Origin of the sequence: Kitasatospora sp. NPDC088548 (assembly GCF_044753005.1) — a bacterium.
In the GTDB taxonomy this organism is placed as follows: domain Bacteria; phylum Actinomycetota; class Actinomycetes; order Streptomycetales; family Streptomycetaceae; genus Kitasatospora.
The window spans coordinates 37,557-63,204 of sequence record NZ_JBIVMI010000001.1; the positions used below are offsets into that span (position 1 = coordinate 37,557).

A 25,648-nucleotide genomic window follows, 5' to 3' on the forward strand; every position below is an offset into this window, starting at 1 on the left:
CACAGGACCCTCCGTGGCACCCCGACGGCCCGAGGTCTCCCGTTCCGCGCCACCCCACGGCCGGAGCTCCCGCACGCTGCTCCACGCACCTGACACCTCCCCACAGGTAACGGGGCGACCCGGCATGCCCGGAGGCCCCAGGACAGGAGCCATCTTCATGCAACGACGTCGGATCAAACTGCCGCTGCTCGCGGCCGGGACTTTGCTCGTCCCACTACTCGCCGTCTCACTGCCCGCCACCACCGCCGCCGCGGGCCCCGCCACCGCCGCGGGCTCCGCCACGGCGACGTTCACCAAGGGCAGCGACTGGGGCGCCGGCTACGAGGGCAGCTACACCATCGCCAACGGTTCCAGCGCGCCGGTCAACGGCTGGACCCTGGAGTTCGACCTGCCGACCGCCAACACGCTGGCCTCGCTGTGGAACGCCACCTACACCACCTCCGGCTCCCACGTCACGGTCAAGAACCCCAGCTGGGCCGGCAGCCTGCCGCCCGGCGGCTCGTACAACCTCGGCTTCAACGTCTCCTACTCGGGCACCTACGCGCCGCTGCTGAACTGCAAGCTGAACGGCCAGCCGTGTGACGGCACGGGCGGGGACCAGACCGCGCCGAGCGTTCCCGGCGGCCTCCAGTCCACCGGTTCCACCCAGACCACGGCCGATCTGTCCTGGACGGCGAGCACCGACAACGTCGCCGTCACCGGTTACGACGTGTTCCAGAACGGCGCCAAGGTGGCGACCACCGACGGCAGCACCACCGCCGTCACGGTCAAGGGCCTGACCGCCGGCACCACCTACCAGTTCACCGTGCAGGCCTTCGACGCTGCGGGCAACCGCTCGGCCGCCGCCGGTCCGCTGAGCGTCACGACCAAGCCGCCCACCGACCCGGACAGGCAGGCGCCGACCACCCCCGGCACCCCGACCGTCACCGGCTCGGACGCCAACAGCATCTCCCTGGCGTGGGCCCCCAGCACCGACAACGTCGCCGTCACCGCCTACGACGTCTACAACGGCACCGCGCTCGCCGCGACCGTCACCGACCCCGCCGCCACCGTCGGCAACCTGGCCCCGGACACCTCGTACACCTTCACGGTGAAGGCCCGCGACGCGGCCGGAAACGTCTCCACCGCCTCCGGCCCGGTGACCGGCAAGACCAAGCCGGGCGGCACCAACCCGGGCGCGCTGAAGATCGGCTACTTCACCCAGTGGTCCATCTACGCCCGCGGCTACAGCGTGAAGAAGCTGGACACCTCGGGCTCGGCCGGCCGCCTCACCACGCTCAACTACGCCTTCGCCAACATCCACCCGACCACCAAGCAGTGCTTCATCACCAACAAGGCGGCCGGCAACGACTCCGACCCCAACGCGGGCGACGGCGCCGGTGACGCCTGGGCCGACTTCGGCAAGGGCTGGGACGCCGGCAGCTCGGTGGCGGGCACCACGGACACCTGGGACCAGCCGCTGGCCGGCAACTTCAACCAGCTGAAGCAGCTCAAGGCCAAGTACCCCAACCTCAAGATCCAGATCTCGATCGGCGGCTGGTCGTACAGCAAGTGGTTCTCCGACGCGGCGGCCACCGACGCCTCCCGCAAGGCGCTGGTCAGCTCCTGCATCGACATGTACATCAAGGGGAACCTGCCGGTCATCGACGGCCGCGGCGGCGCGGGCAGCGCGGCCAGCATCTTCGACGGCATCGACCTCGACTGGGAGTGGCCGAACTCCGACGGGCACCTCGGCAACATCTACAAGCCCGCCGACAAGGCCAACTACACCCTGCTGGCCCAGGAGTTCCGCCGTCAGCTGGACGCGCTCGGCACCACCACCGGCAAGCACTACACGCTGAGCGCCTTCCTCCCGGCCGACCCGGCGAAGATCACCGCGGGCATCGACGTCCCGGGCCTGTTCGGCGCCTTCGACTTCGCCACCATCCAGGGCTACGACTACCACGGCGGCTGGGAGATGAGCACCAACCAGCAGTCCGCGATCAAGCTCGCGGCCGGCGACCCGAGTACCCCGGACCGCCAGTTCAGCTCCGAGATCGCGATCAACGCCTACGTCAACGGCGGCGCCCCGAAGAGCAAGCTGACCCTGGGCATCCCGTTCTACGGACGCGGCTGGACGGGCGTGCCGCGCGGCACCACCAACGGCCTCTTCCAGAGCGCGACCGGCCCCGCGCCGGGCAGCTACGAGGCCGGGTTCGAGGACTACCACAAGCTCAAGGACCTGGCCACGAGCGGCGGTTACACCCTCTACCGGGATCCGGTGGCCGGTTTCTCGTACCTCTACAACGGGACGGTGTTCTACACCTACGACGACCCGACCGAGATCGCCCGCAAGACCGCCTGGATCAAGTCCCAGGGGCTGGCCGGCGCGATGGTCTGGTCCTTCGACGGTGACACCGCCGGCGGCGAGCTGATGGCCGCCGTGGACAACGGCCTGAAGTAACCCGGCTGTCGCCGCACCTGCCCGCCGCCCGCTCAGCCGGCGCGGCGGGCCAGGTGCACCACGTCCGGCACGCCCCGGGCGACCGGGATCTCGTGCGTGACCACGTCCGCGAAGCCGGCCGCGCGCAGCGCCTCCTCGAAGGCCGGGGAGGGCTGCGCGCTCCAGACCGCCAGCACCCCGCCCGGCCGCAGCCGGTGCCGGAGCACGGCCAGCCCGTCCGCGCCGTACAGCCCGGCGTTGGAGTCGGTCACCGTCCAGTCCGGGCCGTTGTCGATGTCCAGGCAGAGCGCGTGGTACCGCTCGCCGTCCGCCGCGGCCAGGTACTCCAGCAGATCGGTGTGGAGCACCGCGACCCGCTCGTCGTCCAGCGCGCCGGCCGAGAAGGCCGCCAGCGGCCCGGTGCGGTGCCAGTCGATGATCGCGTCCTCCCGCTCGACGATGGCGATCCGGCCCCAGCGCGGCTCGGCCGCCGCGTACGCCAGCGAGAAGCCCACCCCGAGCCCGCCGATGAGCACCGACGGCCGCTCCACCGCGGCACCGGTGCGGTCGAGCTCGTCCAGCGCCGCCTGGATCAGCAGCCGCTCCGAACGCCCGTCGGCGGTGTCCATCAGGAAGCAGCCGTTGGCGATGATCTCGAAGTGCCGACCGCGCTGCCGCAGTACCACCTCGCCGAACGGGCCCTCCCGCCGGTCGAGCGTGACGACGGCGTCGTAACCGTCCCGTTCGGGCAGTGCGGTGGACATGCGGCGTTCCTCGAAGCTCGGTTCCGGGCTCGGGCTCTCTCGCCGAGCGAGTACCCGCCCGACAATAGCGGAGCCCCCGCGTCCCTCGCTCACGTCGTGACCAGCACCCCCGCGTAGGAGATCCCCGCGATCATCACCCACGAGGCGAGGCCCAGCAGAACGATCCGCCCGCCGGTACGCACCAGGCTGGGCAGGTGCACGGCACTGCCGAGGCCGAACAGGGCGGCGGCCAGCAGCAGTTCCTGGGCGTCGCCGGCCAGCGTGAGCGCGCGCTCGGGCAGGACACCGGTGCTGCGCAGCGCGATCATCCCGAGGAAGCCTGCCACGAACAGCGGCACGATCGGCGGGCGCCCGGCCCGCCCGCCCGCCGCTCCCCCGTCCGACCCGTCCGACCCGTCCGACCCGGCAGCGCGGGCCCGGTGCGCGCGCCGCACCGCGACGGCGACTCCGGCGACCAGCGGCGCCAGCAGCACCACCCGCATCAGCTTGACCAGTACGGCCTCGCGCAGCGCACCCGCCCCACCGGTCTGCGCGGTGGCGACCACCTGGCCGACGTCGTGCACGCTGGCGCCGACCCACCGCCCGAAGTCGGCCTCACCGAGCCCGAGCGGGTGCTGGAGCAGCGGAAGGACGGCGATGGCGAGGGTCCCGCAGAGGGTGACCAGGGCGACCGACGCGGCGACGTCCTCCTCCTCGCTGCCGGCGGCCTGGCTGACCGCGCCGATCGCCGACGCCCCGCAGATCGAGTACCCGGTGGCGACCAGCAGCGGCTGGTCGCCGGGCAGGCCGAGCCGGCGCCCGAGCCAGCAGGTGCCGGCGAAGGTCACGGAGACCACGGCGAGCACCATGCCGACGGTGGCCCAGCCGAGGCCGAGCACGTCGTCCAGGCCGAGCTTGAGGCCGAGCAGCACGATGCCGATCCGCATCAGCCGCCGCCCGGCGGTGGACAGTCCGGACCTGGCCACCCCCCGGACCACCGGCCGCAGCCCGGGCAGGTGGGCCGCCGCGATCCCGAGTACGACGGCGGCGGTCAGCTTGGGCACGGCGGGGACGGCCTGGTGGACGGCGATCGCGGCGGCCACCCCGAGCGCCGCGAGCAGCAGGCCGGGGGCGTCCCCGCCGAGCGGGGGCAGCAGACGGGTGCGGGTGTGCCGCTCCCGGACGGTCAGTGCCACCGCGCGCTCACCGTCGCCCGTCGGCGGGCAGCCGGTAGACCCGCCGGATGCTGGTGCCGAGCCGGGATATGTCGGCGCCGTACACATGGATCGAGATGGCGGTGGAACCGCAGGCGTTGCGGACCAGATGGATGTCACCGGGCGGGGCGAAGGCGGCGACGCTGCCGACCGGGCCGACCACGTGCTCGGTCTCCACGAGGTGGGCGGTGCGCCCGTCGGAGACCAGCCGGTACCGGGTCTCGCTCTCCTGGCCCTGGTGGACGCCGGCCACGCACCAGGAGACGTGGTCGTGGATCGGGGTTTCCTGGCCGGGCAGCCAGACCAGGGCCACGACGGAGAAGCCGCCGTCGGGCTCGGCGTGCAGGACGTGCTGACGGTAGCGGTCCGGGTCGCCCTCGCGCTGGCCAGCGGTGAGCAGCGCGTCGGCGCCGTCAGGGCCGGCGAGCAGGTGCGGGGCGAGTCGTTCGCCGACCAGGTAGGCGGTGAGTTCCGGAGGCAGGCCGCGGTCCACGACGGCGCGGATCTCGCCGATCAGGGCGGCCATACGCTCGGTGAGCCGGTCACTGCCGACCGTGGCTGAGGGTGTCATGCCAGCAGGTTCGACCCGGCCGACCTATCACGTCCAACGAGGGTTTCTTCAGGGTTACCCAACGCGGGCTTATGGGTTCAGCAGCCGACCCTGGCCGCGGCGGCCGACCGCAACTGGTCCAGCACCAGCGCGGTGGCGGGGATCCGGCGGTGGTCGCGCAGCACGTACGCGCTGACCTGGCGGCGCAGGTGCGGTTCGACGGCCCGGCCGGTGACCTTGCGGTGGCACATGAAGGAGAGCACCAGCGCGGGCATCAGCGCGATGCCGACCCCGGCGGCGACCAGGCTCTGCACGGCGAGGTTGTCGTCGGTGGAGAAGACGATGTCCGGGGCGAAGCCCTCCTCCGCGCAGACGTGCAGCAGGTTGGCCCGGCACCGCGGGCAGCCGGCGATCCAGCGCTCGCCGTCGAGGTCCGCCAGCCGGACGGCGTGCCGGCGGCCGAGCGGGTGGCCGACCGGCAGCAGGACCGTGAGCAGGTCCTCCATCAGCGGTATCTCGTCCAGGCCGTCCGGCAGTTCGGCGGCCACACCCGGGTAGCGGAAGGCCAGCGCGATGTCGCACTCGCCGCGCAGCAGCCGCTGGACGGAGTCCGGCGGCTCGGCCTCCAGCAGTTCGACCCGGACCCCGGGGTGCTCGGCGAGCAGCCTGGCCATCGCCTCGGGTATCAGGGTGGCGTTGGCGCTGGGGAAGGCGCAGACCCGGACGCGCCCGGCGCGCAGCCGGGCGAGCGCGGCGAGCTGCTGCTGGGCGGCGGAGAGGCTGCCGAGGATCACCTCGGCGTGCCGGGAGAGCGCCTCGCCCGCCTCGGTGAGCCGCAGCCCCCGCCCGGCCCGGGTGAACAGCGGTACGCCGACGGTGCGTTCGAGGGCCTTCATCTGCTGGGTGATGGCCGGCTGGGTGTAGCCGAGTTCGCGGGCGGCCGCCGAGTAGGAACCGGCCCGGACGACCTCGTGGAAGGTCCTGATGTGGCGTGAGTCGAACACCGGCTCCACCGCCCTCCGACCGCCCGTCCGCTGCTCCCCGCGCGGGTAATCATAAGCAGACTTTGGAGGTCATTGGCATAACCCCATCCGCACCTATGGTCCAGGAGCGAACCGTCTCCCCCACCGCTCCCGGCTACTGCTGCACCGACGGCGGCAGCCCCATCGCCACCTCCGCCCTGGCCACCGGCGGGCCGCCGCGCATGCTGGGGCGGCGTCGGCCGCGGCGCTCGACCAGGTGCGCCAGCCAGGAGAGCAGCAGACACATCCCGATGTAGATCGGCGCGATCACCATCACCACCGGGATGAAGGGCAGATCGTAGTCCAGGTTGGTGGCGATCAGCTTGCCCGCGTGCAGGAACTCCTCGTAGGTGATCAGGAACCCCAGCGAGGTGTCCTTGAGCGCGACCACCAGCTGGCTGATGATGGCCGGCAGCATCGCCCGGTTGGCCTGTGGCACCAGCACGTACGTCATCACCTGGGTCTTGCGCATCCCGAGCGCGAACGCCGCCTCCCGCTGCCCCTTGGGCACCGCCAGCACACCGGCCCGGAACACCTCGGCGAGCACCGAACCGTTGTAGAGCACCAGCCCGGCCACCAGCGCCCAGAGTGGCTGCACCTTGAGCGCGACGAAGATGAAGAAGATCATCACCAGCAGCGGCATGGCCCGGAAGAACTCGACCACCAGCGTGGAGAGCCGGCGCACCACCCGGTGGTCGGAGAGCCGCCCGGCCGCGAACAGCGCGCCGAACGGCAGCGCGAACAGCACCGTCCAGCCGAAGGCCTTCAGCGTGTTCCCGAGCCCGCGCAGCAGCAGCTCCTGGACGCCCTGGTACTCGAAGGCCATCCACTTCCGGTAGGTGAACTGGTGGGTGTGGAACAGCATGTAGACGATCCACCCGATCAGCGCCAGGATGACCAGCAGCGCGATCACGCCGTACAGCCGGTGCCGGGCGATCGCCCGTGGGCCCGGAATGTCGTACAGCGCCGAGGATTGAAGGGTCATCGCGACACCGCCACTCGTCGTTCCAGCAGATTGAAGACGGCGCTGATAGCCAGGGTGATGATCAGATATCCGACAGCGATCCAGACGAAGGTCCAGACGATGCTGTAGCCCAGCTCGTTGATGGTCCGATAGGTGCCGAGCAGCTCGGTCACGCTGAACGAGCCGGCGATCGCGGTGTTCTTGGCCAGCGCGATCATGACGCTGCCGATCGGCGCGACCACCGACCGGTACGCCTGGGGCAGCACCACCAGCCCCATCGTCTGGCCGAAGGTCATCCCCAGGCTGCGCGCCGCCTCGCCCTGCCCGGAGGGCACGGTGTTGACGCCCGAGCGCATCGCCTCGCAGACGAACGCCGAGGTGTAGCAACCGAGCGCGAGCACCGCGAAGGTGAAGAACGGCAGGGTGATGTCGAACCGCGGCAGGCCCAGCACCACGATGAAGAACAGCAGCGTCAGGGGCGTGTTGCGCAGCAGGGTCACCCAGCCGGTGCCGAAGATCCGCAGCGGCTTCACCGGCGAGACCCGGAAGCTCGCGATCAGCACGCCGAGCACCAGCGACAGCACGGCGCTCACCGCGAACAGTGAAAGGGTGCCGAGGAAGCCGTTCCAGTAGATCGACCAGTTGTCGGTCAGCGTCTTCACAGCGCGGGCCCTCTCAGTACCGGTCGATCGGCGGCGGGGTGGGCGCGGGCGCGCCGGAGAGGCCGAGGGTGGCCTCGAAGGCCCGTTTCCAGTCGCCGTTCTCCTCGTGCTGGACGAGGGCGTCGTTCAGCGCGTCGCGCAGCACGGTGTCGTTCTTCGGGGTCCCGATCCCGTACGGCTCCTGGGAGAACAGCGGGCCGACCACCTTGAGCTCGTCCGGCACCTTGGCCGCGTAGCCCAGCAGGATGCTGTTGTCCGTGGTGACGGCGTCCACCTGGCCGGTGATCAGGTTGTCCACACAGGCCGAGTAGGTGTCGTAGCCGATCAGCTTGGCCTTCGGGTACTGCTGCTGGATCCGCTGGTACGGGGTGGATCCCGCCGCCGAACAGACCTTCTTGCCGTTCAGGTCCTCCGGACCGTGGATGCTGTTGTCCTTCTTGCGCACCAGCAGCGACTGTCCGGCCATGAAGTACGGCCCGGCGAAGCCGACCAGCTTCTTGCGGTTGTCGTTGATGGTGTAGGTGCCGACGTAGAAGTCCACCTGACCGTTCTGCAGCGCGGTCTCGCGGTTGGCCGAGGCGATGGTCTTGAACTCGATCCGGTCCGGGGCGAACCCGAGGTAGGCACCGACCATCTTGGCGATCTCGATGTCGAAGCCGGAGTACTCCCCGGTGGCCGGGTTCTTCTCGCCGAGGTAGGGCTGGTCCTCCTTGGCGCCGACCACCAGGTGGCCGCGGCTGCGCGCGGCGTCCAGGGTGGGCGAGCCGGTGATGTCAGCGGCGTTCCGCACCTGGTAGCTGGGCAGGGCACCGGCCTGCGGGCCCTTGGGCGGCGGGGTGCCCGGCTTGCCGCAGCCGGTGAGCAGCAGGGCCAGCGCGGCGACGGCGAGCAGCCGTGCGGCGGTCATCTCCCTCATGGCGCCGCCTCAGTGCTTCAGGATCTTGGACAGGAAGTCCCGGGCGCGCGCGCTCTCGGGAGCGCTGAAGAAGGCCTCGGGGGCGCGGTCCTCGACGATCCGCCCGTCGGCCATGAAGACCACCCGGTTGGCGGAGGCGCGGGCGAATCCCATCTCGTGGGTGACCACCACCATGGTCATGCCCTCGTTCGCGAGCCGGCGCATCACGTCCAGCACCTCGTTGATCATCTCGGGGTCGAGGGCCGAGGTGGGCTCGTCGAAGAGCAGCGCCTTGGGCTCCATGGCGAGGGCCCGGGCGATGGCGACCCGCTGCTGCTGGCCGCCGGAGAGCTGCGCCGGGTACTTGTCCGCCTGCGAGGCCAGACCGACCCGCTCCAGCAGCGCCCGGGACTTGGCGTCGGCCTCCGTCCGGGAGCGGCCCCGGACCTTGATCTGGGCCAGCGAGACGTTCTGCAGCACGGTCTTGTGCGCGAACAGGTTGAAGGACTGGAACACCATCCCCACCTCGGCGCGCAGCCGGGCCAGCCCCTTGCCCTCCTCGGGCAGCGCCTGCCCGTCGATCACGATGGTGCCGGCCTCGATCGGCTCCAGCCGGTTGATCGCCCGGCAGAGTGTGGACTTGCCGGAGCCGGACGGGCCGATCACCACCACGACCTCCCCGCGCCCGACCGTCAGTTCGATGTCCTGCAGGACGTGCAGGTCCCCGAAGTGCTTGTTGACGCCGCGCAGCTCGATCAGCGGCGTGAAGCCGGAGGCCCCGGGGGCGGTGGTCACTTGCCGCGCCGGCCCTTCAGCAGCCAGCCCAGTGCGCCGCCGGCGAGCAGGGTGGCCAGCAGGGCGATCCAGAGCGGCGCGGTGACGGTGAGCACCCAGAACTGGATCTTCACCTTGTCGAGGTTGGCGAACAGGAACCACACCGCCAGGACGACGATGACGCCGATCCCGATGTACCGGGTGGGGATTCCCGCGATTTCGCTGCACTTGGAACCGGACGAGCCGTCTGAAATCTTGGTCACCCGCGCAGTCTGCTGGCCGCGAACCCGATTTGTCCGGTTACGCGCCCAGGAGTAACCCACACGGGGCAATCTCACCCCGTGCGGGTTTACCTTCGCTCACCAGCTGTAGTCGATCATGACCGTTCGCGTCATCGCTCGTCGCGCCAGGAGCGCCAGAGCGCCGCGTACGGACCACCGGCCGCCACCAGCTCCGGGTGGCTGCCGTACTCACTGATCCGCCCGCCCTCGACCACGGCGATCACGTCCGCGTCGTGCGCGGTGTGCAGCCGGTGGGCGATGGCGATCACCGTCCGGCCCTCCAGCACCCGGGAGAGCGAGCGCTCCAGGTGCCGGGCGGCCCGCGGGTCCAGCAGCGAGGTGGCCTCGTCCAGCACCAGGGTGTGCGGATCGGCCAGCACCAGCCGGGCCAGGGCCAGCTGCTGCGCCTGCGGCGGGGTCAGCGCGGTGGCGCCCGAACCGACCTCGGTGTCCAGGCCCTCCGGCAGCGCGTCCACCCAGTCACCGGCCTCCACCGCGTCCAGCGCGGCGCGCAGCTCGGTGTCGTCGGCCTCCGGCACGGCCAGCCGCAGGTTGTCCCGCAGGGTGCCGACGAAGACGTGGTGCTCCTGGTTGACCAGCGCGACCTGTGCCCGGACCCGCTCGGCCGGCATCCTCGCCAGCGCCGCCCCGCCGAGCGTGACACTGCCCCGGCCGGGCGCGTAGATCCCGGCCAGCAGCCGGCCCAGGGTGGACTTGCCCGCGCCGGACGGCCCGACCAGCGCCACCCGGCTTCCCGGGGCGACGTCCAGGCTGATGCCGTGCAGCACGTCGGCGCCCTCGCGGTAGCCGAACCGGACGTCCGTCGCCCGGACCTGCCGGCCGTCCGGAAGGGCGTCCTCGTCGCTCTCGTGCTCGGGTACCTCGCGCACCCCGACCAGCCGGGCCAGCGAGGCCTGCCCGATCTGCAGCTCGTCGTACCAGCGCAGGATCAGGTCGACCGGGGCGACGAGCGCCTGGGCGTACAGCACGCCGGTGGTCAGCTGGCCGACGGTGATCCAGCCCCGCAGGGTGAACAGCCCGCCGAGGACCAGGGTCCCGAGCACGGCCAGGGCGTAGACCGCGTCGATGGTCGGGAACCAGACCGACCGCAGCCAGAGGGTGTACCGCTCCCAGGCGAGCCACTCGCCGAGCTTGCGGTCGGTCAGCCGGACCCGCTGGTCGCCGAGGCGCAGCGCCTCGACCGTCCGCCCGGCGTCCACCGTCTCGGCCAGCACGGTGTTCACCGCGGCGTAGCCGGCCGACTCGTTCCGGTAGGACTGCGGGGCCCGCCGGAAGTACCAGCGGGAGCTGGCGAGCAGCAGCGGCAGGCCGATCAGCGAGGTGAGCGCGAGCAGCGGCGAGGTGATCACCAGCGCGCCCAGCACCAGCAGCAGCGAGACCACGGCGACGGCCAGCTCGGGCGCCGCCTCGCGGACCGATTTGTCCAGCCGGTCGATGTCGGTGGTGCCCCGGGAGACGAGGTCCCCGGTACCGGCCCGCTCCAGCACGCCGGTGGGCAGCGCGACCGAGCGGACCAGGAAGTCCTCGCGCAGGTCGGCCAGGACGCGCTCGCCGAGGATGCTGCCGCGCATCCGGGACCACCAGGTGAAGGCGGACTGCACCACCAGCGCCAGCAGGTACCAGCCGACGGCGGCCGCGACGGCGGTCTCGGCGGTATCGGTGGCCAGTGACTCGACCAGGGTGCCGAGGACCCAGGGCCCGACCAGCCCGGCCACGGTGGCCACCGAGTGCAGCGCCACCACGGACGAGAAGCCGGCCCGGTGACGCCGGGCGAGCAGCCGCAGGTAGGAGCGCACGGCGGCCGGGGAGCCGACCGGCAGCGTGGTGGCCGGCCCCTGCTCCTGATGGGCGGGGGGCTTCATACGGTGCTCCTCTGTTCTCCGGCCGGGCGGTCGCGGTGGGCCGGACGTTCGCCGCGGGCAGGGCGGGCCAGGTGGGTGGGGCAAGCCGGACGGGCCGGGGGGCGGACGACGGTCATGCGCCCTCCCCGACGGCGGCCGGTTCCTCGTCGCGGGTGACCACGGCCCGGTAGCCGGGCTCGGTGTGCATCAGCTCGCGATGGCGGCCGGCCGCGACGGCCCGGCCGTCCAGCACCAGCACCACCCGGTCGGCCTGGTCGAGCAGCAGCGGACTGGTCGCGAAGACCACGGTGGTGCGGCCCTCCCGGTGCCTGCGCAGCCCGGCGGCGATCCGCGACTCCGTGTGGGCGTCGACCGCGCTGGTGGGCTCGTCCAGGACGAGGACCGGCGGGTCGGCCAGCAGCGAGCGGGCGAGCGCCAGCCGCTGACGCTGGCCGCCGGAGAGCGAGCGGCCGCGCTCGGTGATCCGCGCCCGCATCGCGTCCCCCGCGCAGTCCGGCGAGCCGTCCACCAGGGCGTCCAGGACGTCGTCGGCACGGGCGGCGGCGAGCGCGTCGGCCGGCGCGAACCGGCCCGAGGCGGGGATGTCGAACAGCCCGGCCAGAGTGCCGGAGAGCAGCACCGGCTCCTTGTCGTGGACCAGCACCGCCGCCCGGGCCTCGGTCAGCGGGACGGTGTCCAGCTCGGTGCCACCGAGCCGGACGGAGGGCTGCGGCTGCTCGCCGTCGGCGAGCGGGACGTGTCCGCCGAGCCGCTCGGCGAGTGCGCCGGCGAAGTCCGGGTCGCCGCAGACCACGGCGGTCAGCTCGCCCGCGCGGGCGGTCAGGCCGGTCGCCGGGTCGTACAGGTCGGCCTGTCCGGGCCGGCTCAGCGCGGCCCCGGCCGTGCCGTCGGTGCGGCTGAGCGAGAGCACCCGGACGGCCCGGCCGGCCGAGACCCTGGCGACGCTCCAGGCGTGCGCGGCCTCGCCCAGGATGCGCAGCGGCGCGGCCAGGAAGGCGGTGGAGCCGTACACGGCGACCAGGGTGCCGATGGTGATCCGGCCGTCGGCGGCCAGGTGGGCGCCGTACCAGGTGACGCCGACCACGAACAGTCCCGGCAGCAGGACCTGCTGAGCCTGCATCAGGGACCGGACCCGGGCCGAGCGGACGGCGGCGGCGCGGACCTTCTGCGAGGCGACCCGGTACCGGGCCAGGAACAGCTCCTCGCCACCGATGCCGCGCAGCACCCGCAGCCCGGCGACGGTGTCGGCGGCCAGCTCGGTGGCCTTGCCGCCGAGCGCGCGCTGTTCGGAGTAGCGCCGTTCGAACGGGCCGAGCAGCGGCCAGACCGCGGCGGCCAGAACCGGTACACCGAGCAGGACGATGAGGCCGAGCAGTGGTTCGGCCACCAGCACGGCGCAGCCCACCGCCAGCCAGACGACCACCCCGGCGCGGAGCCGGGCGATCAGCTCGACATACCAGCCGATCTTCTCGACGTCCCCGCTGCCGACGGCCACGATCTCGCCCGTGGCGATCCGGCGGGACAACCCGGCGCCGAGGCCGGAGGCCTGACGGGCCACCAGCTGACGGACATGGGTGGCGGCGTGGATCCAGTTCCACACCGCCTGACGGTGCAGCAGCACCGCGCCGAGCGAGGCGACCGCGGCGAGGGCCAGGACGGCGGCCCCAGCCCGCCAGATCCCGGCGCCGTCGCCGTCGACGGCGGCCTGGACGCCCAGTCCGAGCGGTATCGGCAGGGCCGCCTGGCACCCCATCTCGAGCAGCGCCCAGCAGGTGGAGAGCACCTGCCCGCGCCGCTGGCTGCGCTGCAGCCAGCGCAGGAAGGCGAGCGGTGAAGAGAGATCGGGGCTGCCGGGATCAGCCAGCGGCAAGGTCTTGAGCGGCATGACGCTCCGTTGCGGGTGGTACGGGCGGGTGGCGCGGACGGCCGGTGGCGCGGCCCGGATCTCGGACCTCACGGCGCACCGGAACGGCGGCGGTCCGGGCGCCGGAACGGCGACCGGGAGGGGTGGGGGAACAGCGGCGAAGGCGGCCGGCACGGTCACGGCGAGGGGTTGGTCAGGACGTCATGGCAGCGAGCCTGCCAATCCGGATGTGACCTGCGCAACAGGTTTTCCCGGCGGCCGCCCGACGGACCCGGCGCCGAGAACCCCTGCGTACGCCGGTACAACGCGTCGGAAAATTCTTTCGCCGGACGGGAACAATCCCGCGGCGCCACCGGTTGGCCTTCACTGGAAACGATGGTCAACCAGGAGGGCACCCCTTCCCGTGAGCAAGATCCCCAGCATCACCCTCAACAACGGCTCGCAGATCCCGCAGCTCGGCTTCGGCGTGTGGCAGGTTCCCGACGCGGAGGCGACGGCGGCCGTCCGCAACGCCATCCAGGCGGGCTACCGCTCGATCGACACGGCGGCGATCTACGAGAACGAGGCCGGCACCGGCCAGGCGATCACCGAGGCGCTCGCGGGCGGCGTGGCCCGCGAGGACCTCTACATCACCACCAAGCTGTGGAACTCCGGCACCCGCGACTGGTCCGGCGAGCAGGGCCGCGACGCGGTACTGCGCGAGTTCGACGCCTCGCTGGCCAAGCTCGGCCTGGACTACGTGGACCTCTACCTGATCCACTGGCCGCGCCCGATGCACGGCAGCTTCCTGAACGTCTGGAAGGGCCTGGAGCAGCTGCTCGCCGGCGGCCGGGTGAAGTCCATCGGCGTCTCCAACTTCGGCGCCGAGCAGCTCACCCGCCTGCTCGACGAGGCCTCGGTGGCCCCGGTGCTGAACCAGGTCGAGCTGCACCCGTACTTCCCGCAGGGCGAACTGCGCGCCTTCCACGCCCAGCACGGCATCGCCACCGAGGCCTGGAGCCCGCTGGGCCAGGGCAAGGAGCTGCTGGCCGACCCGGTGCTGGTGAAGATCGCCGAGAAGCACGGCCGCACCGTCGCCCAGGTGGTGCTCCGCTGGCACCTGCAGAGCGGCATCATCGCGATCCCGAAGTCGGTCACCCCGGCCCGGATCAAGGAGAACCTGGACGTCACCGGCTTCGAGCTGGACGCGGCCGACCTGACCGCGATCGCCGGCATCGCCACCGGCGAGCGGATCGGCCCGGACCCGCAGAGCTTCGACTGGAACTAACGCCGCCTCGGCGCCGTCGACGCCGGACCGGTGTTCGACGGCACCGCCCCCGACCGAGCGTCAACACCGAAGGCCGCCCACCCCGTTCGGGGTGGGCGGCCTTCGGTGTGAAGGGCCCGCGATGTCGGCCGGAACCGTCCCGCCGCTCGGCGCGCAGCCCTACCGACCGGTCCGACCACGCTCCTTCGGCCCTCGACAGGAGGACCTCCGGCACGGTGGCGAATCGTTTTGGCTAGCGCGCGAGGAAGGGCGCCTAGAGCCTGGCCGCCTTGGCGATCAACGCCAGGGCGGGTGCGTGTTCCTCCTCTTCCAGCGCGGCCAGCAACAACCGCTGAACCTCCGCCACGCCCGCGGCCGAGCGGTGCAGCAGGTCCTGCCCCGCCGGCGAGAGCGACAGCAGGTTGCGCCGCCCGTCCGAGGGGTCGCGCCGACGCTGCACCAGACCGCGCCGGACGAGACGGCTGACCATCTCGGCCATCGTGGCCTTGTCCAGCGAGGCCAGCTCGCCGACCGTCCGCTGATCGGCGCCCGGCTCCAGTTCGAGCGCGTCCAGCACCGCGTACTGCGGCGCCGTCAGGTCCGAACCGACGTGCTCCGACCAGAGTTTGGTGTGAACCTGCTGGCTCACCCTGATCAGATAGCCGATCGCCCGCTGGGCGTCCAGCATCGGCCGCGCGTCCGTGAGGACGGCGACCGCAGCGGGCTCCAGCCTGGCTATCTTGGCCATCACGCGGACGATTTCCAGTTGCTCCTCGGCCGTGAGCGGCTCGAAGAGCGTGCGCTGCACGCGGACCACTCCGCCGGTGGCCTCGCGCACCGCCTGGGCGCCGCTCTGCGAGAGAGCGAGCAGCTTGCGCCGGCCGTCGGCCGGATCGCGCCTTCGCAGCACCAGTCCACGACGGACCAGCCGAGCGACCATCTCGGCCATCGTGGCCTTGTCCAGCGAGGCTCTCTCGCCGACCGTCCGCTGGTCAGCGCCCGGTTCCAGGGCGAGGACCAGCAGTACGGCGAACTGCGGGGCCGTGAGATCGGCTCCGACATGTTCGGACCACAGACGGGTGTGTACCTGCTGTGCAACGCGGATGAGGTGTCCGGGCGACTGCTGCAGTCGCGCGGACACGCGGGTCGTCGGGATCTCCCCCAGCACCATGTATCCGTCCCGATGTCACACCCGGTGTGTGTGGGACACCCGGGTGGGGCAGTAACGGCGAGTGGGCGTCCCGCTGTGAGGGAGGGCGCTCCAGCCGTGCAGCCGGTGGCTGCTGGCGGACACTATACAAACGGCGGGCCCTCGCTGGCAGGCGGGGGCGGATAGTAGACGCAGGTTCGGCAACATTGGCATATTTACTCGCCGCGTCGCCCCGACCGTAACCCGTTCGCAGGAGAAAGCCGACCGGTCGGTCCTTACCCTCGGTCACCTGCGGCTCTCCACCCTGGCCGGGCACCCTACTCGCGGGTAAGGTGTGGCCACCTCAGCGGTCCACCAAGAGAGACGAGAGCGAGCATGACCGAGCAGAGCACCGCCCCCAGGGTCGCCGTCGTCACCGGCGCCGCGCGCGGCCTGGGCGCCGCCACCGCGCTGCGCCTGGCCTCCGACGGGTACGCCGTCGCCGTCCTCGACCTGGACGAGGCGGCCTGCAAGGACACCGTCGACCGGATCACCGCGGCGGGCGGCCGCGCCCTCGCCGTCGGCGCCGACGTCTCGGACGCCGGGCAGGTACAGGCCGCGGTCGACCGCATCGCCGCCGAACTCGGCGCCCCGGTCGTCCTCGTGAACAACGCGGGCGTGCTGCGCGACAACCTGCTCTTCAAGATGTCCGAGTCCGACTGGGACACGGTGATGAACGTTCATCTGCGCGGCGCCTTCCTGATGACCCGGGCGGTGCAGAAGCACATGGTGGACGCCGGCTTCGGCCGGATCGTCAACCTGTCCTCGTCCTCCGCCCAGGGCAACCGCGGCCAGGCCAACTACTCCGCCGCCAAGGCGGGTCTGCAGGGCTTCACCAAGACCCTGGCCATCGAGCTGGGCAAGTTCGGCATCACCGCCAACGCCGTCGCCCCCGGCTTCATCGCCACCGACATGACGGCCGCCACCGCCGCCCGGGTCGGCATGGACTTCGAGGACTTCAAGCGCGCCGCCGCCGGCCAGATCCCGGTCCAGCGGGTCGGCGTCCCGGAGGACGTGGCGCACACCATCTCGTTCCTCGCCGGCGAGGGTGCGGGCTTCGTCTCCGGACAGGTGATCTACGTGGCCGGCGGCCCCCTCGACTGAGCACCGAACCTACGCAGGGTTACCACGGAGTGGGAAGCCGGCCGACCAGCCTCCCACTCCGTTCGCTTTGCACACCCTTTGGAATAACCATTCGAAGGCCACACCGATATTCGACGGAAGAATATCGGGAAAGCACCTCCAAGCAGCTATATTTCAGCCTTGTCCCCGATTTCCCCGGAAAATCTCCACTCCCCGGGGACTGCCGCCGGACAGGTGGGTACCGTCACCACCGTGCAAGCGCCGAGTGAACTGCCGGAGAACCTGACCTCCCGCCGCGAGCGCCCACGCCCCACCCCCGCGGCGTCCGGTCCGCCGACGGCCCGGCGGCAGGCCGGACCGCTGGCCCTCACCGCCCTCGGCTATCTGCTGGTGGTGGCCGGCGTGCTGCTCAACACCGCGCTGGTCGACCTCGACTGGTCGGTACGGCTGATGCGCCCGTACGAACGCTGGCCCAGCCTGGAGCCACTGCTGGACATCTGGGTGGTGGCCGGGCAGCGCGGTCCGTCCGCCGTCGCGGCCTTCGCCTGGCTCGGCTGGCGCGCCCACCGGCTACGGCGGCTGCGCCCCCTGCTGGTGATGGCTGTGGCCCTGCTGCTGCTCAACGCCACCGTCGGCGCGGTGAAGATCGCCACCGGCCGCCTCGGCCCGCACTACGCCCAGTACGTCGGCTCGCCCGAGCTGTTCTCCGGCGGCACCATATTCCCGTCCGGGCACACCGCCAACGCCGTGGTCACCTGGGGCGTCCTGGCCTACCTGGCGGCCCGCTGGCGGCGCACCGGCGCGGTGCTCGCCGCCGCCACCGCCTGCTCGGTCGGGCTCACCACCCTCTACCTCGGCACCCACTGGGTCACCGACGTCCTGGCCGGCTGGGCCGCCGGCCTGCTGGTGCTGCTCTCGCTGCCCCTGCTCGAACCCCTGGTCGCCGCCGCCGAGCGGCGGCTCACCGGCTCCCGGAGGCCGGCCGGCCCTACCCCTCCCAGCTGCGCTCCACCACCCCGTCGCGCACCGCGAGGTTGAGCCGGCCCTCCCGGTGGTCCATGGTCATCATCGCCCCGGGCGGCAGCACCCGGACCGAGGCCCAGCCGTGCCGACGGGCCAGCTCCTCGGCCCGTTCCACCCGCAGCCCCGCATAGCCCTCCGCGTCCGCCATCGCCGCTCCCCTGCTCGCCCCGGACGTACGCTGGAATCGTAGACCGCCCACACCGGCCGCACCCGGATCCGGGAGGTGAACGGACATGCGCACCACCACCCCGCGCCGGTGGCGCAGCGGCACCGAGCCCGCCACCGCCCGCAGCGACCTCAAGCTGCGTTATCTGCTCTCACTCACCTTCACACCGCTGTTCGCCCTCGCCACCGCGGCCTTCGCGATCTGGGCGGCCAACTCCCCCGCGTACGGCGCCCCCAGCCGGGGCACCCTCACCGGTTTCGCGGTGGCCTGCGGGCTGCTCACCCTGTTCGCCGTCGTCGATCTCGTCGTCGTCATCCGGCGCCGCCGGACAGAGCTCTGACGCGGTATCTCCCACGGGGTGGGAAGTCGGCCCCGCCGACCTCCCACCCCGTGCCCGTACTCTCCGCCGCCGACCGGGCCGACCGCGGCGCTCAGCGGTTGCCGACCGCTTGCTTCACCAGCGTCCGGCCGAAGTCCCACATCAGGCCGCTGCCCCGGTGCGCGTCGTCCATGACATCGGTGAACGCGTCGATGAACCGGTCCACATCCCGCTCGGTGATGATCAGCGGCGGGATCAGCTTGATCACCTCCAGGTGGTCACCGGAGACCTGGGTGAGAATCCGGTGCCGCTGGAGCAGCGGTACGACCACCATCTGCGCGAACAAGCCCTTGCGGGCGGCCTGGAGAGCCGTCCAGCCGGTGCGCAGCTTGAGCGACTTCGGCCGGCCGAACTCGATACCGATCATCAGGCCCCGGCCCCGGACCTCGGCCAGCAGCTCGTACTTCCCGGTCAGCGCGGTCAGCCGCTCCCGGAACAGATCGCCGACCCGGCGGGCGTTCTCGACCACCTTCTCGTCCCGCATCACCTCCAGGGTCGCCAGGCCGGCCGCCATCGCCTGGGCGTTGGAGCCGAAGCTGGCCGAGTGGACCAGCACCCGGTCCATCGAGGAGTACACCTTCTCGAAGATCCAGCTCTTGCCGAGCGTCGCCCCGACCGGCACATACCCGCCGGAGAGCGCCTTGGCGACGCAGACCAGGTCCGGCAGTACCCCCTCCTCGTGCTGGTAGGCGAAGAACTCACCGGTCCGGCCGATCCCGGTCTGCACCTCGTCGCAGATCAGCAGCGCTTTGTGCTCGTGCAGCAGTTCCTGGGCCGCGCGCAGCCAGCCGGGAGGGGGGGCCTGCACGCCCTTGCCCTGGATCGGCTCGACGATCAGCGCCGCGACATCGCCTTTCCTCAACTCCTTGGCCAGGGTGACGAGATCGCCGAGCGGAACGGCGGTGTCCGGCAGCAGCGGGTCGAAGCCCTTGCGGAATCCGTTCTCACCGTTGACGGAGAGTGACCCGGCGGTCAGCCCGTGGAAGGCGTGGTCGGCGTAGAGCACCCGCTTGCGCCCGGTCGCGTACCGGGCGAACTTGAGCGCCGTCTCGACGGCCTCGGTGCCGCTGTTGCCGAAGAACACCCGGTCCAGCCCGGGCGCGAAGGAGAGCAGCCGCTCGGCCAGCAGCCCGGGCAGCGGCGAGCAGTCGAAGCGGACCAGGTCGGGCAGGTCGAGGTCCATCACCTGCTGGACGGCGGACCGCACCACCGGGTGGTGGCGGCCCAGCGCGAAGATGCCGAAGCCGGCCAGCATGTCGAGGTACTCGTGGCCCTCGGCGTCGTAGAAGTACGGGCCCTCGGCGCGCTCGTAGTACTTGTCGAAGCCGATGGTGCGCAGCATCCGGGGCAGCTGCGGATTGAGGTAGCGGCTGTGCAACTCGTAACGCTCGGCCCCGCGTTCGGCGAGCAGGGCGGCGAGGTCGAAGCGTGCTTCGGTGCTGTCGGGGTCAGCCGGCATGGTGCTGGTCCGCTCCTCGGGTCGGTAGCAGGTTCTTGGCGAAGACCGCGGTCTGGGCGGCGACCCCGGTCCCGGTCAGGCCGGTCTCCTCCAGGATGTCGCCGCGGGCGCCGTGTTCGAGGAACTGCTGCGGCAGGCCCAGCACCCGCAGTGGAACGTCCAGGTCGGCGTCGCGCAGCGTCTGCGCGATCGCGGCGCCGACGCCGCCGGTCCGGCCGTTGTCCTCGACGGTGACGACCAGCCGGTGCGCCGCGGCCAGGAGCGGCAGCGCCTCGTCGACCGGCTTGACCCAGCGCGGGTCGACCACGGTCGCGGTGAACCCCTCGGCGAGCAGCAGCCGCGCCGCGTCCAGGCAGGCGGCCGCGGTGGTGCCGACGGCGACCAGCAGGATCTCGGGCTCCGGCCCGGTCCGCAGCAGTACGTCCACGCCGCCGATCCGCTCGAGGGCCGGGACGACGGGCCCGATGGTCGCCTTGGGGAAGCGGACCACGGTCGGCGCGTCCACCACCTCCACCGCCTCCCGCAACTGGGCGCGGAGCTGATCGGCGTCGCGCGGGGCGGCCAGCCGCAGACCGGGGACGACCTGCAGGATCGACATGTCCCACATGCCGTTGTGCGAGGCCCCGTCCGGACCGGTCACCCCGGAGCGGTCGAGTACGAAGGTGACGCCCAGCCGGTGCAGGGCGACGTCCATCAGCACCTGGTCGAACGCCCGGTTGAGGAAGGTCGCGTACACCGCCACCACCGGGTGGAGCCCACCGGTGGCCAGGCCGGCCGCGCTGGTGACGGCGTGCTGCTCGGCGATGCCGACGTCGAAGATCCGCTCGGGGTACGCCTGGGCGAACTTGGCGAGCCCGACCGGCTGGAGCATCGCGGCGGTGATCGCGACCACGTCCGGCCGCTCCGCCCCGAGTGCGAGCATCTCCTCGCCGAACACGGACGTCCAGGAGACCCCGCCGCTGGGCGAGACGGGCAGGCAGGTGTACGGGTCGATCGGGTTGACGGCGTGGAAGCGGTCCGCCTCGTCCTGCTCGGCGGGCCGGTAGCCGCGGCCCTTGACGGTCAGGCAGTGCACGATGACCGGGCCGCCGAACCCGCGCGCCTGGCGCAGCGCCTGCTCGACGGCGCCGAGGTCGTGGCCGTCGATCGGCCCGAGGTACTTGAGCCCGAGGTCCTCGAACATGCCCTGCGGGGCGAAGGCGTCCTTGAACCCCTTCTTGGCGCCGTGCAGCGCGTCGAAGATCGGCTGGCCGACCAGCGGGGTGCGCTGCAGCGCCTCCTTGCCGAGGGCGAGGAAGCGTTCGTACCCCTGGGTGGTGCGCAGCGTGGCGAGGTGGTGGGCGAGGCCGCCGACGGTTCTGGCGTAGGAGCGCTCGTTGTCGTTGACGACGATCACCAGCGGCCGGTCCCGGGCCTCGGCGATGTTGTTGAGCGCCTCCCAGGCGAGGCCGCCGGTGAGGGCGCCGTCGCCGATCACGGCGACGGTCTGCCGGTCGTGCTGGCCGAGGAGCCGGGCGGCCTTGGCGAGGCCGTCGGCGTAGGAGAGGGCGGTGGAGGCGTGCGAGTTCTCGACCAGGTCGTGCTCGGACTCGGCGCGGGAGGGGTAGCCGGAGAGGCCGTCCTTCATCCGCAGCCGGGAGAAGTCCTGGCGGCCGGTGAGCAGCTTGTGGACGTAGCTCTGGTGGCCGGTGTCCCAGACGATCCGGTCGCGCGGGGAGTCGAAGACCCGGTGCAGCGCGATGGTCAGCTCCACCACACCGAGGTTCGGGCCGAGGTGGCCGCCGGTCCTGGTGACGGCGTCGATCAGGAACGCGCGGATCTCGTCGGCGAGCAGCGGGAGGTCGGCGGCCGGGATCTCCCGCAGGTCGGCCGGGGACTTGACGCTGGAGAGCAGTGACATGTGTTCACCTCACGACTCGGAGCGGTGCGGTGGTGCCCCCTGACGGGGCGGTCCGGCCCGGGCGGGTGGCCCGGGCCGGACCGTGAGGTCACAGACGGCCGGTCAGTGGCCGCGGTTGGCGCTGATGGTCTCGGTGATCGCGCGCAGCGACTCCTTGAGCGAGCCCATGGTGGCGAGGACGGCGGTCGGCTCGTAGCCGCAGTGCGCCATGCAGTTGGCGCAGCGCGGGTCCTTGCCGCGGCCGTACTTCTCCCAGTCGGTCTTCTCGACCAGCTCGCGGTAGGTGGGGACGTACCCGTCGGACATCAGGTAGCAGGGGCGCTGCCACCCGAACAGCGAGTAGTTGGGGATGCCCCAGGCGGTGCAGGAGAAGTCGACCTTGCCCTCCAGGAAGTCCAGGAACAGCGGGCTGTGGTTGAGCCGCCAGCGCCGCCGGTTGCCGCCGGCGAAGGTCTTGCGGAACAGCTCCCTGGTCTGTTCGACGCCGAGGAAGTGCTCCTGGTCGGGGGCCTTCTCATAGGCGAACGCCGGGGAGATCATCATCTCCTCGACCTTGAGCTCGTCATTGAGGTAGTCCAGCACCTCGATGATGGTCTGCGGGGTGTCGGTGTTGAAGAAGGTGCTGTTGGTGGTGACCCGGAAGCCCCGCCGCTGGGCCTCCTTGATCGCCTCCACCGCCTCGTCGAAGGTGCCCTCCTTGGCCACCGAGGCGTCGTGCCGCTCGCGCATGCCGTCGATGTGCACGGTGAAGGTGAAGTACGGCGAGGGCTTGAACTTGTCCAGTTTCTTGCGCAGCAGCAGCGCGTTGGTGCAGAGGAAGACGTACTTGCGGCGCTCGACCAGTTGCCGCACGATCTCGTCGATCTGCGGGTGCATCAGCGGCTCGCCGCCCGCGATCGAGACCATCGGGGCACCCGACTCCAGCACCGCGCCGACCGCCTGGGCGACCGGCATCCGCTGCTTCAGCACACCCGCCGGGTGCTGGATCTTGCCGCATCCCTCACAGGCCAGGTTGCAGGCGAACAGCGGTTCCAGTTCGACGATCAGCGGGAATTTGTCCCGCCGCTTGAGCTTCTGCTGCATGAGGTAGGTGCCGACCCGCACGGTTTGGCGCAACGGCATGGCCATGGCTAGCTCGCCTCCTGAGGGAGCGTCGAGGATGTGGGGTGGTGGAGGATTCCGGACGGCGGGCCCGGTAGGCGCCCCCGCGGCGGCCGGTTCTGTTCGTGCCAGTCGACCAGGGCGGGCACGGTCGCGCGCAGGGCCCGCCAGGCGCGCAGTCCGGCCGGGAGAGTGCCCGGACGCAGCAGTTCGTGCTCGGGGGTGTCGACGACCACCCGCAGGACGGCCGCGGGCAGCGTCGGGCGGAGCTCCTGGAGGGCCGCGGTGACCGCGGCGGCCTCCATGTCGACCGCGAGCGCGCCCTGCAGGTGCAGGGCGCGCCGTTCGATGCCGCGCACCACATGGTCGGCGGTGTGGTGCACCCCGGTGTGGACCGTCAGACCGCGTGCCTTCAGGACCCGGGTGAGGTCCGGACCCGAGTCGACCGCGAAGAGGTTCCCTTCGGCATCGCGCACCCCGTTCGCAACGATGACGTCGCCGGGGCTTATTCCCGGCGCGACGGCGGCCCCGAAGCCGGCCACCACGACCGCGCCGTAGCCGCCGGGGGCGGCGCTGAGCAGCCTTCTGACGGCGAGTGAGGCCCGCCGCCGGCCCACCCCGGTGCGGACGAGGACCGGCGGACCGGCGGCCGCGCCGCGCCAGTCCCCGCCCCGCAGGGCCCACACCTCGGGGCCGAGCGCGCAGAGCACCAGCAGCGGGGCTCGGCTCACCGGGCCGCCCCGATCGTCGGGGCGCCGGTGTTCTCCCGGCCGGTGGCCGGGCTGCCGTGGAGGTACCGGCCGAGTGCGGTGACCGGGAAGACCAGCCGGTAGAGGTGGTAGTTGATGGAGAAGTCCCAGGGGAAGCCGGTGCCGGTGAACTGCGGTTCGTCCCAGGTCCCCTCGGGCAGCTGGGTGCGGACCAGCCAGTCCACCCCGCGCTCGACCGCCGGGTTGGCCCGGCCGTCCGGGCCCTCGCCGGCCGCGAGCAGCGCCATCAGCGCCCAGGCGGTCTGCGAGGCGGTGGAGTCGCCGCGCCCGGCCCAGCGGGCCGGGTCCTCGTAGGAGCGCATGTCCTCGCCCCAGCCGCCGTCGGTGTTCTGCCGGTCCTCCAGCCAGCGGACGGCGCGGCGGATCACCGGGTGCTCGTCCGGGACGCCGGCCGCGACCAGGGCGGGCAGGACGGAACCGGTGCCGTAGATGTAGTTGGTGCCCCAGCGGCCGAACCAGGAGCCGTCGGCCTCCTGGTTGCGCAGCAGCCACTCCACACCCCGGCGGGTGCGCGGGTCCCGGCCCTTGCCGACCTCGGCGAGCATCTCCACCACATGGGCGGTGACATCGGCGGACGGCGGGTCGACCACCTCGCCGAAGTCGCAGAACGGCAGCTTGTTCGGCAGGGTGCTGGTGTTGTCGACGTCGAACGCGCCCCAGGCGCCGTTCTTGGACTGCATGCCGAGGTTCCAGTCGACGCCGCGGTCCACCGCTCCGGCCACCTTGGCGGGGCTCGGGTGGGCGACCCGGCGCAGTGCGAGCACCACCTCGGCGGTGTCGTCGATGTCGGGGTAGGTGTCGTTCTCGAACTCGAACGCCCAGCCGCCGGGCGCGAGCGAGGGCCGCTGCACGGACCAGTCGCCGCGCCGGGTGATCTCCTCCGCGAGCATCCAGTCCACCGCGGAGACCAGTGCGGGGTGGTCGGCCGGCACCCCGGCGTCGACCAGCGCGATGGTGGCCAGGCAGGTGTCCCAGACCGGGGACTGGCAGGCCTCCAGCCAGCGCCGGCCGTCCTCGGTGTGCACGGTGAACCGGTCGAAGGCCGACAGGCCGGCCTGCACCACCGGGTGTTCCAGCTCGTAGCCCTCCAGGTGCAGGGCGATCAGGGAGTAGACGGCGGGCGGCTGGATGCCGCCCCAGCAGCCGTCGGCCTCCTGCCGCTCGACGATCCACCGGCAGGCCTGGGAGATGGCGAGCCGGCGCAGCGGGCGCAGCGCCCGGCGGTGGTAGGCGTGCAGCACCTTGTCGAGGCGCTCGAAGACGCCGTCCCAGGTGGTGGCGGGGGCGAGCGGCCGGTCCGGGAAGGGGTGCTCCGGGTCGGTGTGCAGTTCGGTGAGCGGGAAGGGGGCCGGGCGGACCGGGCGGTGGGCCGAGACGATGGTCAGCGGCACGATGGTCTGCCGGGCCCAGCAGCCGAAGGCGTAGATGTTCAGCGGGAGCCACTTGGGCAGGAACATGATCTCGGGCGGCATCTCGGGCAGCCGTGCCCAGGGCCACCAGCCGAAGAGCGCGAGCCAGATCCGGGTGAACACCCGGGCGGCCGCGATGCCGCCGGCGGAGCGCACGTAGCGGGCGGCGGCGAGCATGTGCGGGGCGTTGGGGTCGTCGCCGGCGAGCTTGAGGGCGACGTACGCCTCGACGGTGGTGGAGAGTTCGGGCGGTCCGCCGTGGAAGGTGGACCAGGTGCCGTCCTCCCGTTGCTGGGAGCGGATCCACTCGGCGGTGGCCTTGGTCTGCTCAGCCGTTCGGATTCCGAGGAACTGCCGGAGCAGCAGGTCCTCGGCGTCCATGGTGACGTTGGTCTCCAGATCACCCTTCCACCAGCCCTCCGAGCTCTGTAGCGAGAGCAGGTGGGTGGTGGCGCGGGCCAGCGTCTCCTCGGCGGAGGCCGGCCCGGTGTGCTGTTCGTCGGGACGGTCGGCCGGCCGGAGCGGGTCGGTCCCTTCGGGCTGCCACCGCCCGGCGCTCAGGAGCGCCGGGGGGCGGTCGCCCACCGCGACCGGCTCGGAATCGTACTCAGGGTCGAGCCGGCCGTCCGCGGTTGCTGTCAACGTAACG

Annotated in this window: 23 protein-coding genes; 5 read left to right on the plus strand and 18 right to left on the minus strand. The window is 72.0% G+C overall.

Annotation, left to right across the window (positions count from 1 at the left end; all coding sequences use genetic code 11):
* The first annotated feature begins 157 nt into the window (after positions 1-157).
* A complete protein-coding gene (locus ACIP82_RS00165; protein WP_400649222.1) occupies positions 158-2,443 on the plus strand; it encodes a glycosyl hydrolase family 18 protein in 2,286 nt (761 codons plus the stop codon).
* 32 nt (positions 2,444-2,475) lie between these two features.
* Here ACIP82_RS00165 and ACIP82_RS00170 read toward each other — a convergent pair whose 3' ends face one another.
* The 11 genes from ACIP82_RS00170 to ACIP82_RS00220 all read right to left on the minus strand — a co-directional run bounded on the left by ACIP82_RS00170 (position 2,476) and on the right by ACIP82_RS00220 (position 13,295).
* Positions 2,476-3,186, minus strand: a complete 711-nt coding sequence (locus ACIP82_RS00170) for a spermidine synthase (protein ID WP_400649225.1) — start codon at positions 3,184-3,186, stop codon at positions 2,476-2,478.
* Positions 3,187-3,275: 89 nt separating this feature from the next.
* Complete coding sequence (locus tag ACIP82_RS00175; RefSeq protein ID WP_400649228.1) at positions 3,276-4,361, minus strand: YeiH family protein; 1,086 nt, start codon at positions 4,359-4,361, stop codon at positions 3,276-3,278.
* Between the two features lie 7 nt (positions 4,362-4,368).
* Complete coding sequence (locus ACIP82_RS00180; RefSeq protein WP_363611762.1) at positions 4,369-4,950, minus strand: cysteine dioxygenase family protein; 582 nt, start codon at positions 4,948-4,950, stop codon at positions 4,369-4,371.
* A 77-nt stretch (positions 4,951-5,027) separates the two neighbouring features.
* Complete coding sequence (locus tag ACIP82_RS00185) at positions 5,028-5,933, minus strand: LysR family transcriptional regulator (protein ID WP_363611760.1); 906 nt, start codon at positions 5,931-5,933, stop codon at positions 5,028-5,030.
* A 133-nt stretch (positions 5,934-6,066) separates the two neighbouring features.
* Positions 6,067-6,936, minus strand: a complete 870-nt coding sequence (locus ACIP82_RS00190; protein WP_400649230.1) for an amino acid ABC transporter permease — start codon at positions 6,934-6,936, stop codon at positions 6,067-6,069.
* Complete coding sequence (locus ACIP82_RS00195) at positions 6,933-7,577, minus strand: amino acid ABC transporter permease (protein ID WP_363611756.1); 645 nt, start codon at positions 7,575-7,577, stop codon at positions 6,933-6,935. The genes ACIP82_RS00190 and ACIP82_RS00195 overlap by 4 nt, the downstream gene beginning before the upstream one ends.
* A 13-nt stretch (positions 7,578-7,590) precedes the next feature.
* The gene (locus tag ACIP82_RS00200; RefSeq protein ID WP_363611754.1) at positions 7,591-8,493 is read right to left on the minus strand and encodes a glutamate ABC transporter substrate-binding protein; all 903 of its coding nucleotides are present in this window, start codon (positions 8,491-8,493) and stop codon (positions 7,591-7,593) included.
* Between the two features lie 9 nt (positions 8,494-8,502).
* Complete coding sequence (locus tag ACIP82_RS00205) at positions 8,503-9,231, minus strand: amino acid ABC transporter ATP-binding protein (protein ID WP_363611796.1); 729 nt, start codon at positions 9,229-9,231, stop codon at positions 8,503-8,505.
* A 32-nt stretch (positions 9,232-9,263) separates the two neighbouring features.
* Positions 9,264-9,509 (minus strand): LapA family protein, encoded by a 246-nt coding sequence (locus ACIP82_RS00210; protein ID WP_400649234.1) that lies wholly within the window; start codon positions 9,507-9,509, stop codon positions 9,264-9,266.
* A 128-nt stretch (positions 9,510-9,637) separates the two neighbouring features.
* Positions 9,638-11,410, minus strand: coding sequence for an ABC transporter ATP-binding protein (locus ACIP82_RS00215; protein ID WP_363611750.1), 1,773 nt, complete (start codon positions 11,408-11,410; stop codon positions 9,638-9,640).
* 112 nt (positions 11,411-11,522) lie between these two features.
* The gene (locus tag ACIP82_RS00220) at positions 11,523-13,295 is read right to left on the minus strand and encodes an ABC transporter transmembrane domain-containing protein (protein ID WP_400650274.1); all 1,773 of its coding nucleotides are present in this window, start codon (positions 13,293-13,295) and stop codon (positions 11,523-11,525) included.
* 382 nt (positions 13,296-13,677) lie between these two features.
* On the opposite strand from ACIP82_RS00220, the gene ACIP82_RS00225 reads away from it, so the two are divergent.
* Positions 13,678-14,541, plus strand: coding sequence for an aldo/keto reductase (locus ACIP82_RS00225; RefSeq protein ID WP_363611748.1), 864 nt, complete (start codon positions 13,678-13,680; stop codon positions 14,539-14,541).
* A gap of 253 nt (positions 14,542-14,794) precedes the next feature.
* Here the strand turns inward: ACIP82_RS00225 and ACIP82_RS00230 are convergent, their stop codons facing one another.
* Positions 14,795-15,661 carry a MarR family transcriptional regulator gene (locus tag ACIP82_RS00230; protein ID WP_363611746.1) on the minus strand — a complete coding sequence of 289 codons (867 nt, stop codon included), beginning with the start codon at positions 15,659-15,661 and terminating at the stop codon, positions 14,795-14,797.
* A 384-nt stretch (positions 15,662-16,045) separates the two neighbouring features.
* Here ACIP82_RS00230 and fabG point away from each other — a divergent pair, with 384 nt between their 5' ends.
* Both fabG and ACIP82_RS00240 read left to right on the plus strand, forming a co-directional pair.
* Positions 16,046-16,813, plus strand: coding sequence for a 3-oxoacyl-ACP reductase FabG (fabG, locus tag ACIP82_RS00235; RefSeq protein WP_400649239.1), 768 nt, complete (start codon positions 16,046-16,048; stop codon positions 16,811-16,813).
* Positions 16,814-17,044: 231 nt separating this feature from the next.
* The gene (locus tag ACIP82_RS00240) at positions 17,045-17,830 is read left to right on the plus strand and encodes a phosphatase PAP2 family protein (protein ID WP_363611742.1); all 786 of its coding nucleotides are present in this window, start codon (positions 17,045-17,047) and stop codon (positions 17,828-17,830) included.
* On the opposite strand, the gene ACIP82_RS00245 is transcribed toward ACIP82_RS00240, so the two are convergent.
* On the minus strand, positions 17,781-17,963 hold the full coding sequence (locus tag ACIP82_RS00245; protein ID WP_363611740.1) for an I78 family peptidase inhibitor: 183 nt from the start codon (positions 17,961-17,963) through the stop codon (positions 17,781-17,783). The two genes, ACIP82_RS00240 and ACIP82_RS00245, sit on opposite strands and share 50 nt — an antisense overlap.
* 85 nt (positions 17,964-18,048) lie before the next feature.
* Here ACIP82_RS00245 and ACIP82_RS00250 point away from each other — a divergent pair, with 85 nt between their 5' ends.
* Entirely contained in the window at positions 18,049-18,321 is a 273-nt protein-coding gene (locus tag ACIP82_RS00250) for a DUF6343 family protein (protein ID WP_363611738.1), read from the plus strand.
* 91 nt (positions 18,322-18,412) lie between these two features.
* On the opposite strand, the gene ACIP82_RS00255 is transcribed toward ACIP82_RS00250, so the two are convergent.
* From ACIP82_RS00255 to shc, 5 genes are all read right to left on the minus strand, one after another.
* Positions 18,413-19,819: an aspartate aminotransferase family protein gene (locus ACIP82_RS00255; RefSeq protein WP_400649241.1), complete on the minus strand. Its 1,407-nt coding sequence runs from the start codon at positions 19,817-19,819 to the stop codon at positions 18,413-18,415.
* Positions 19,809-21,719, minus strand: coding sequence for a 1-deoxy-D-xylulose-5-phosphate synthase (dxs, locus tag ACIP82_RS00260; RefSeq protein WP_363611734.1), 1,911 nt, complete (start codon positions 21,717-21,719; stop codon positions 19,809-19,811). The genes ACIP82_RS00255 and dxs overlap by 11 nt, the downstream gene beginning before the upstream one ends.
* Before the next feature lie 102 nt (positions 21,720-21,821).
* On the minus strand, positions 21,822-22,847 hold the full coding sequence (hpnH, locus tag ACIP82_RS00265) for an adenosyl-hopene transferase HpnH (protein WP_363611732.1): 1,026 nt from the start codon (positions 22,845-22,847) through the stop codon (positions 21,822-21,824).
* Between the two features lie 2 nt (positions 22,848-22,849).
* Positions 22,850-23,551, minus strand: coding sequence for a 1-hydroxy-2-methyl-2-butenyl 4-diphosphate reductase (locus tag ACIP82_RS00270; protein ID WP_363611730.1), 702 nt, complete (start codon positions 23,549-23,551; stop codon positions 22,850-22,852).
* Positions 23,548-25,641 (minus strand): squalene--hopene cyclase, encoded by a 2,094-nt coding sequence (shc, locus tag ACIP82_RS00275; protein ID WP_400649244.1) that lies wholly within the window; start codon positions 25,639-25,641, stop codon positions 23,548-23,550. Before shc ends, ACIP82_RS00270 begins: the two co-directional genes overlap by 4 nt.
* Positions 25,642-25,648 lie beyond the last annotated feature (7 nt).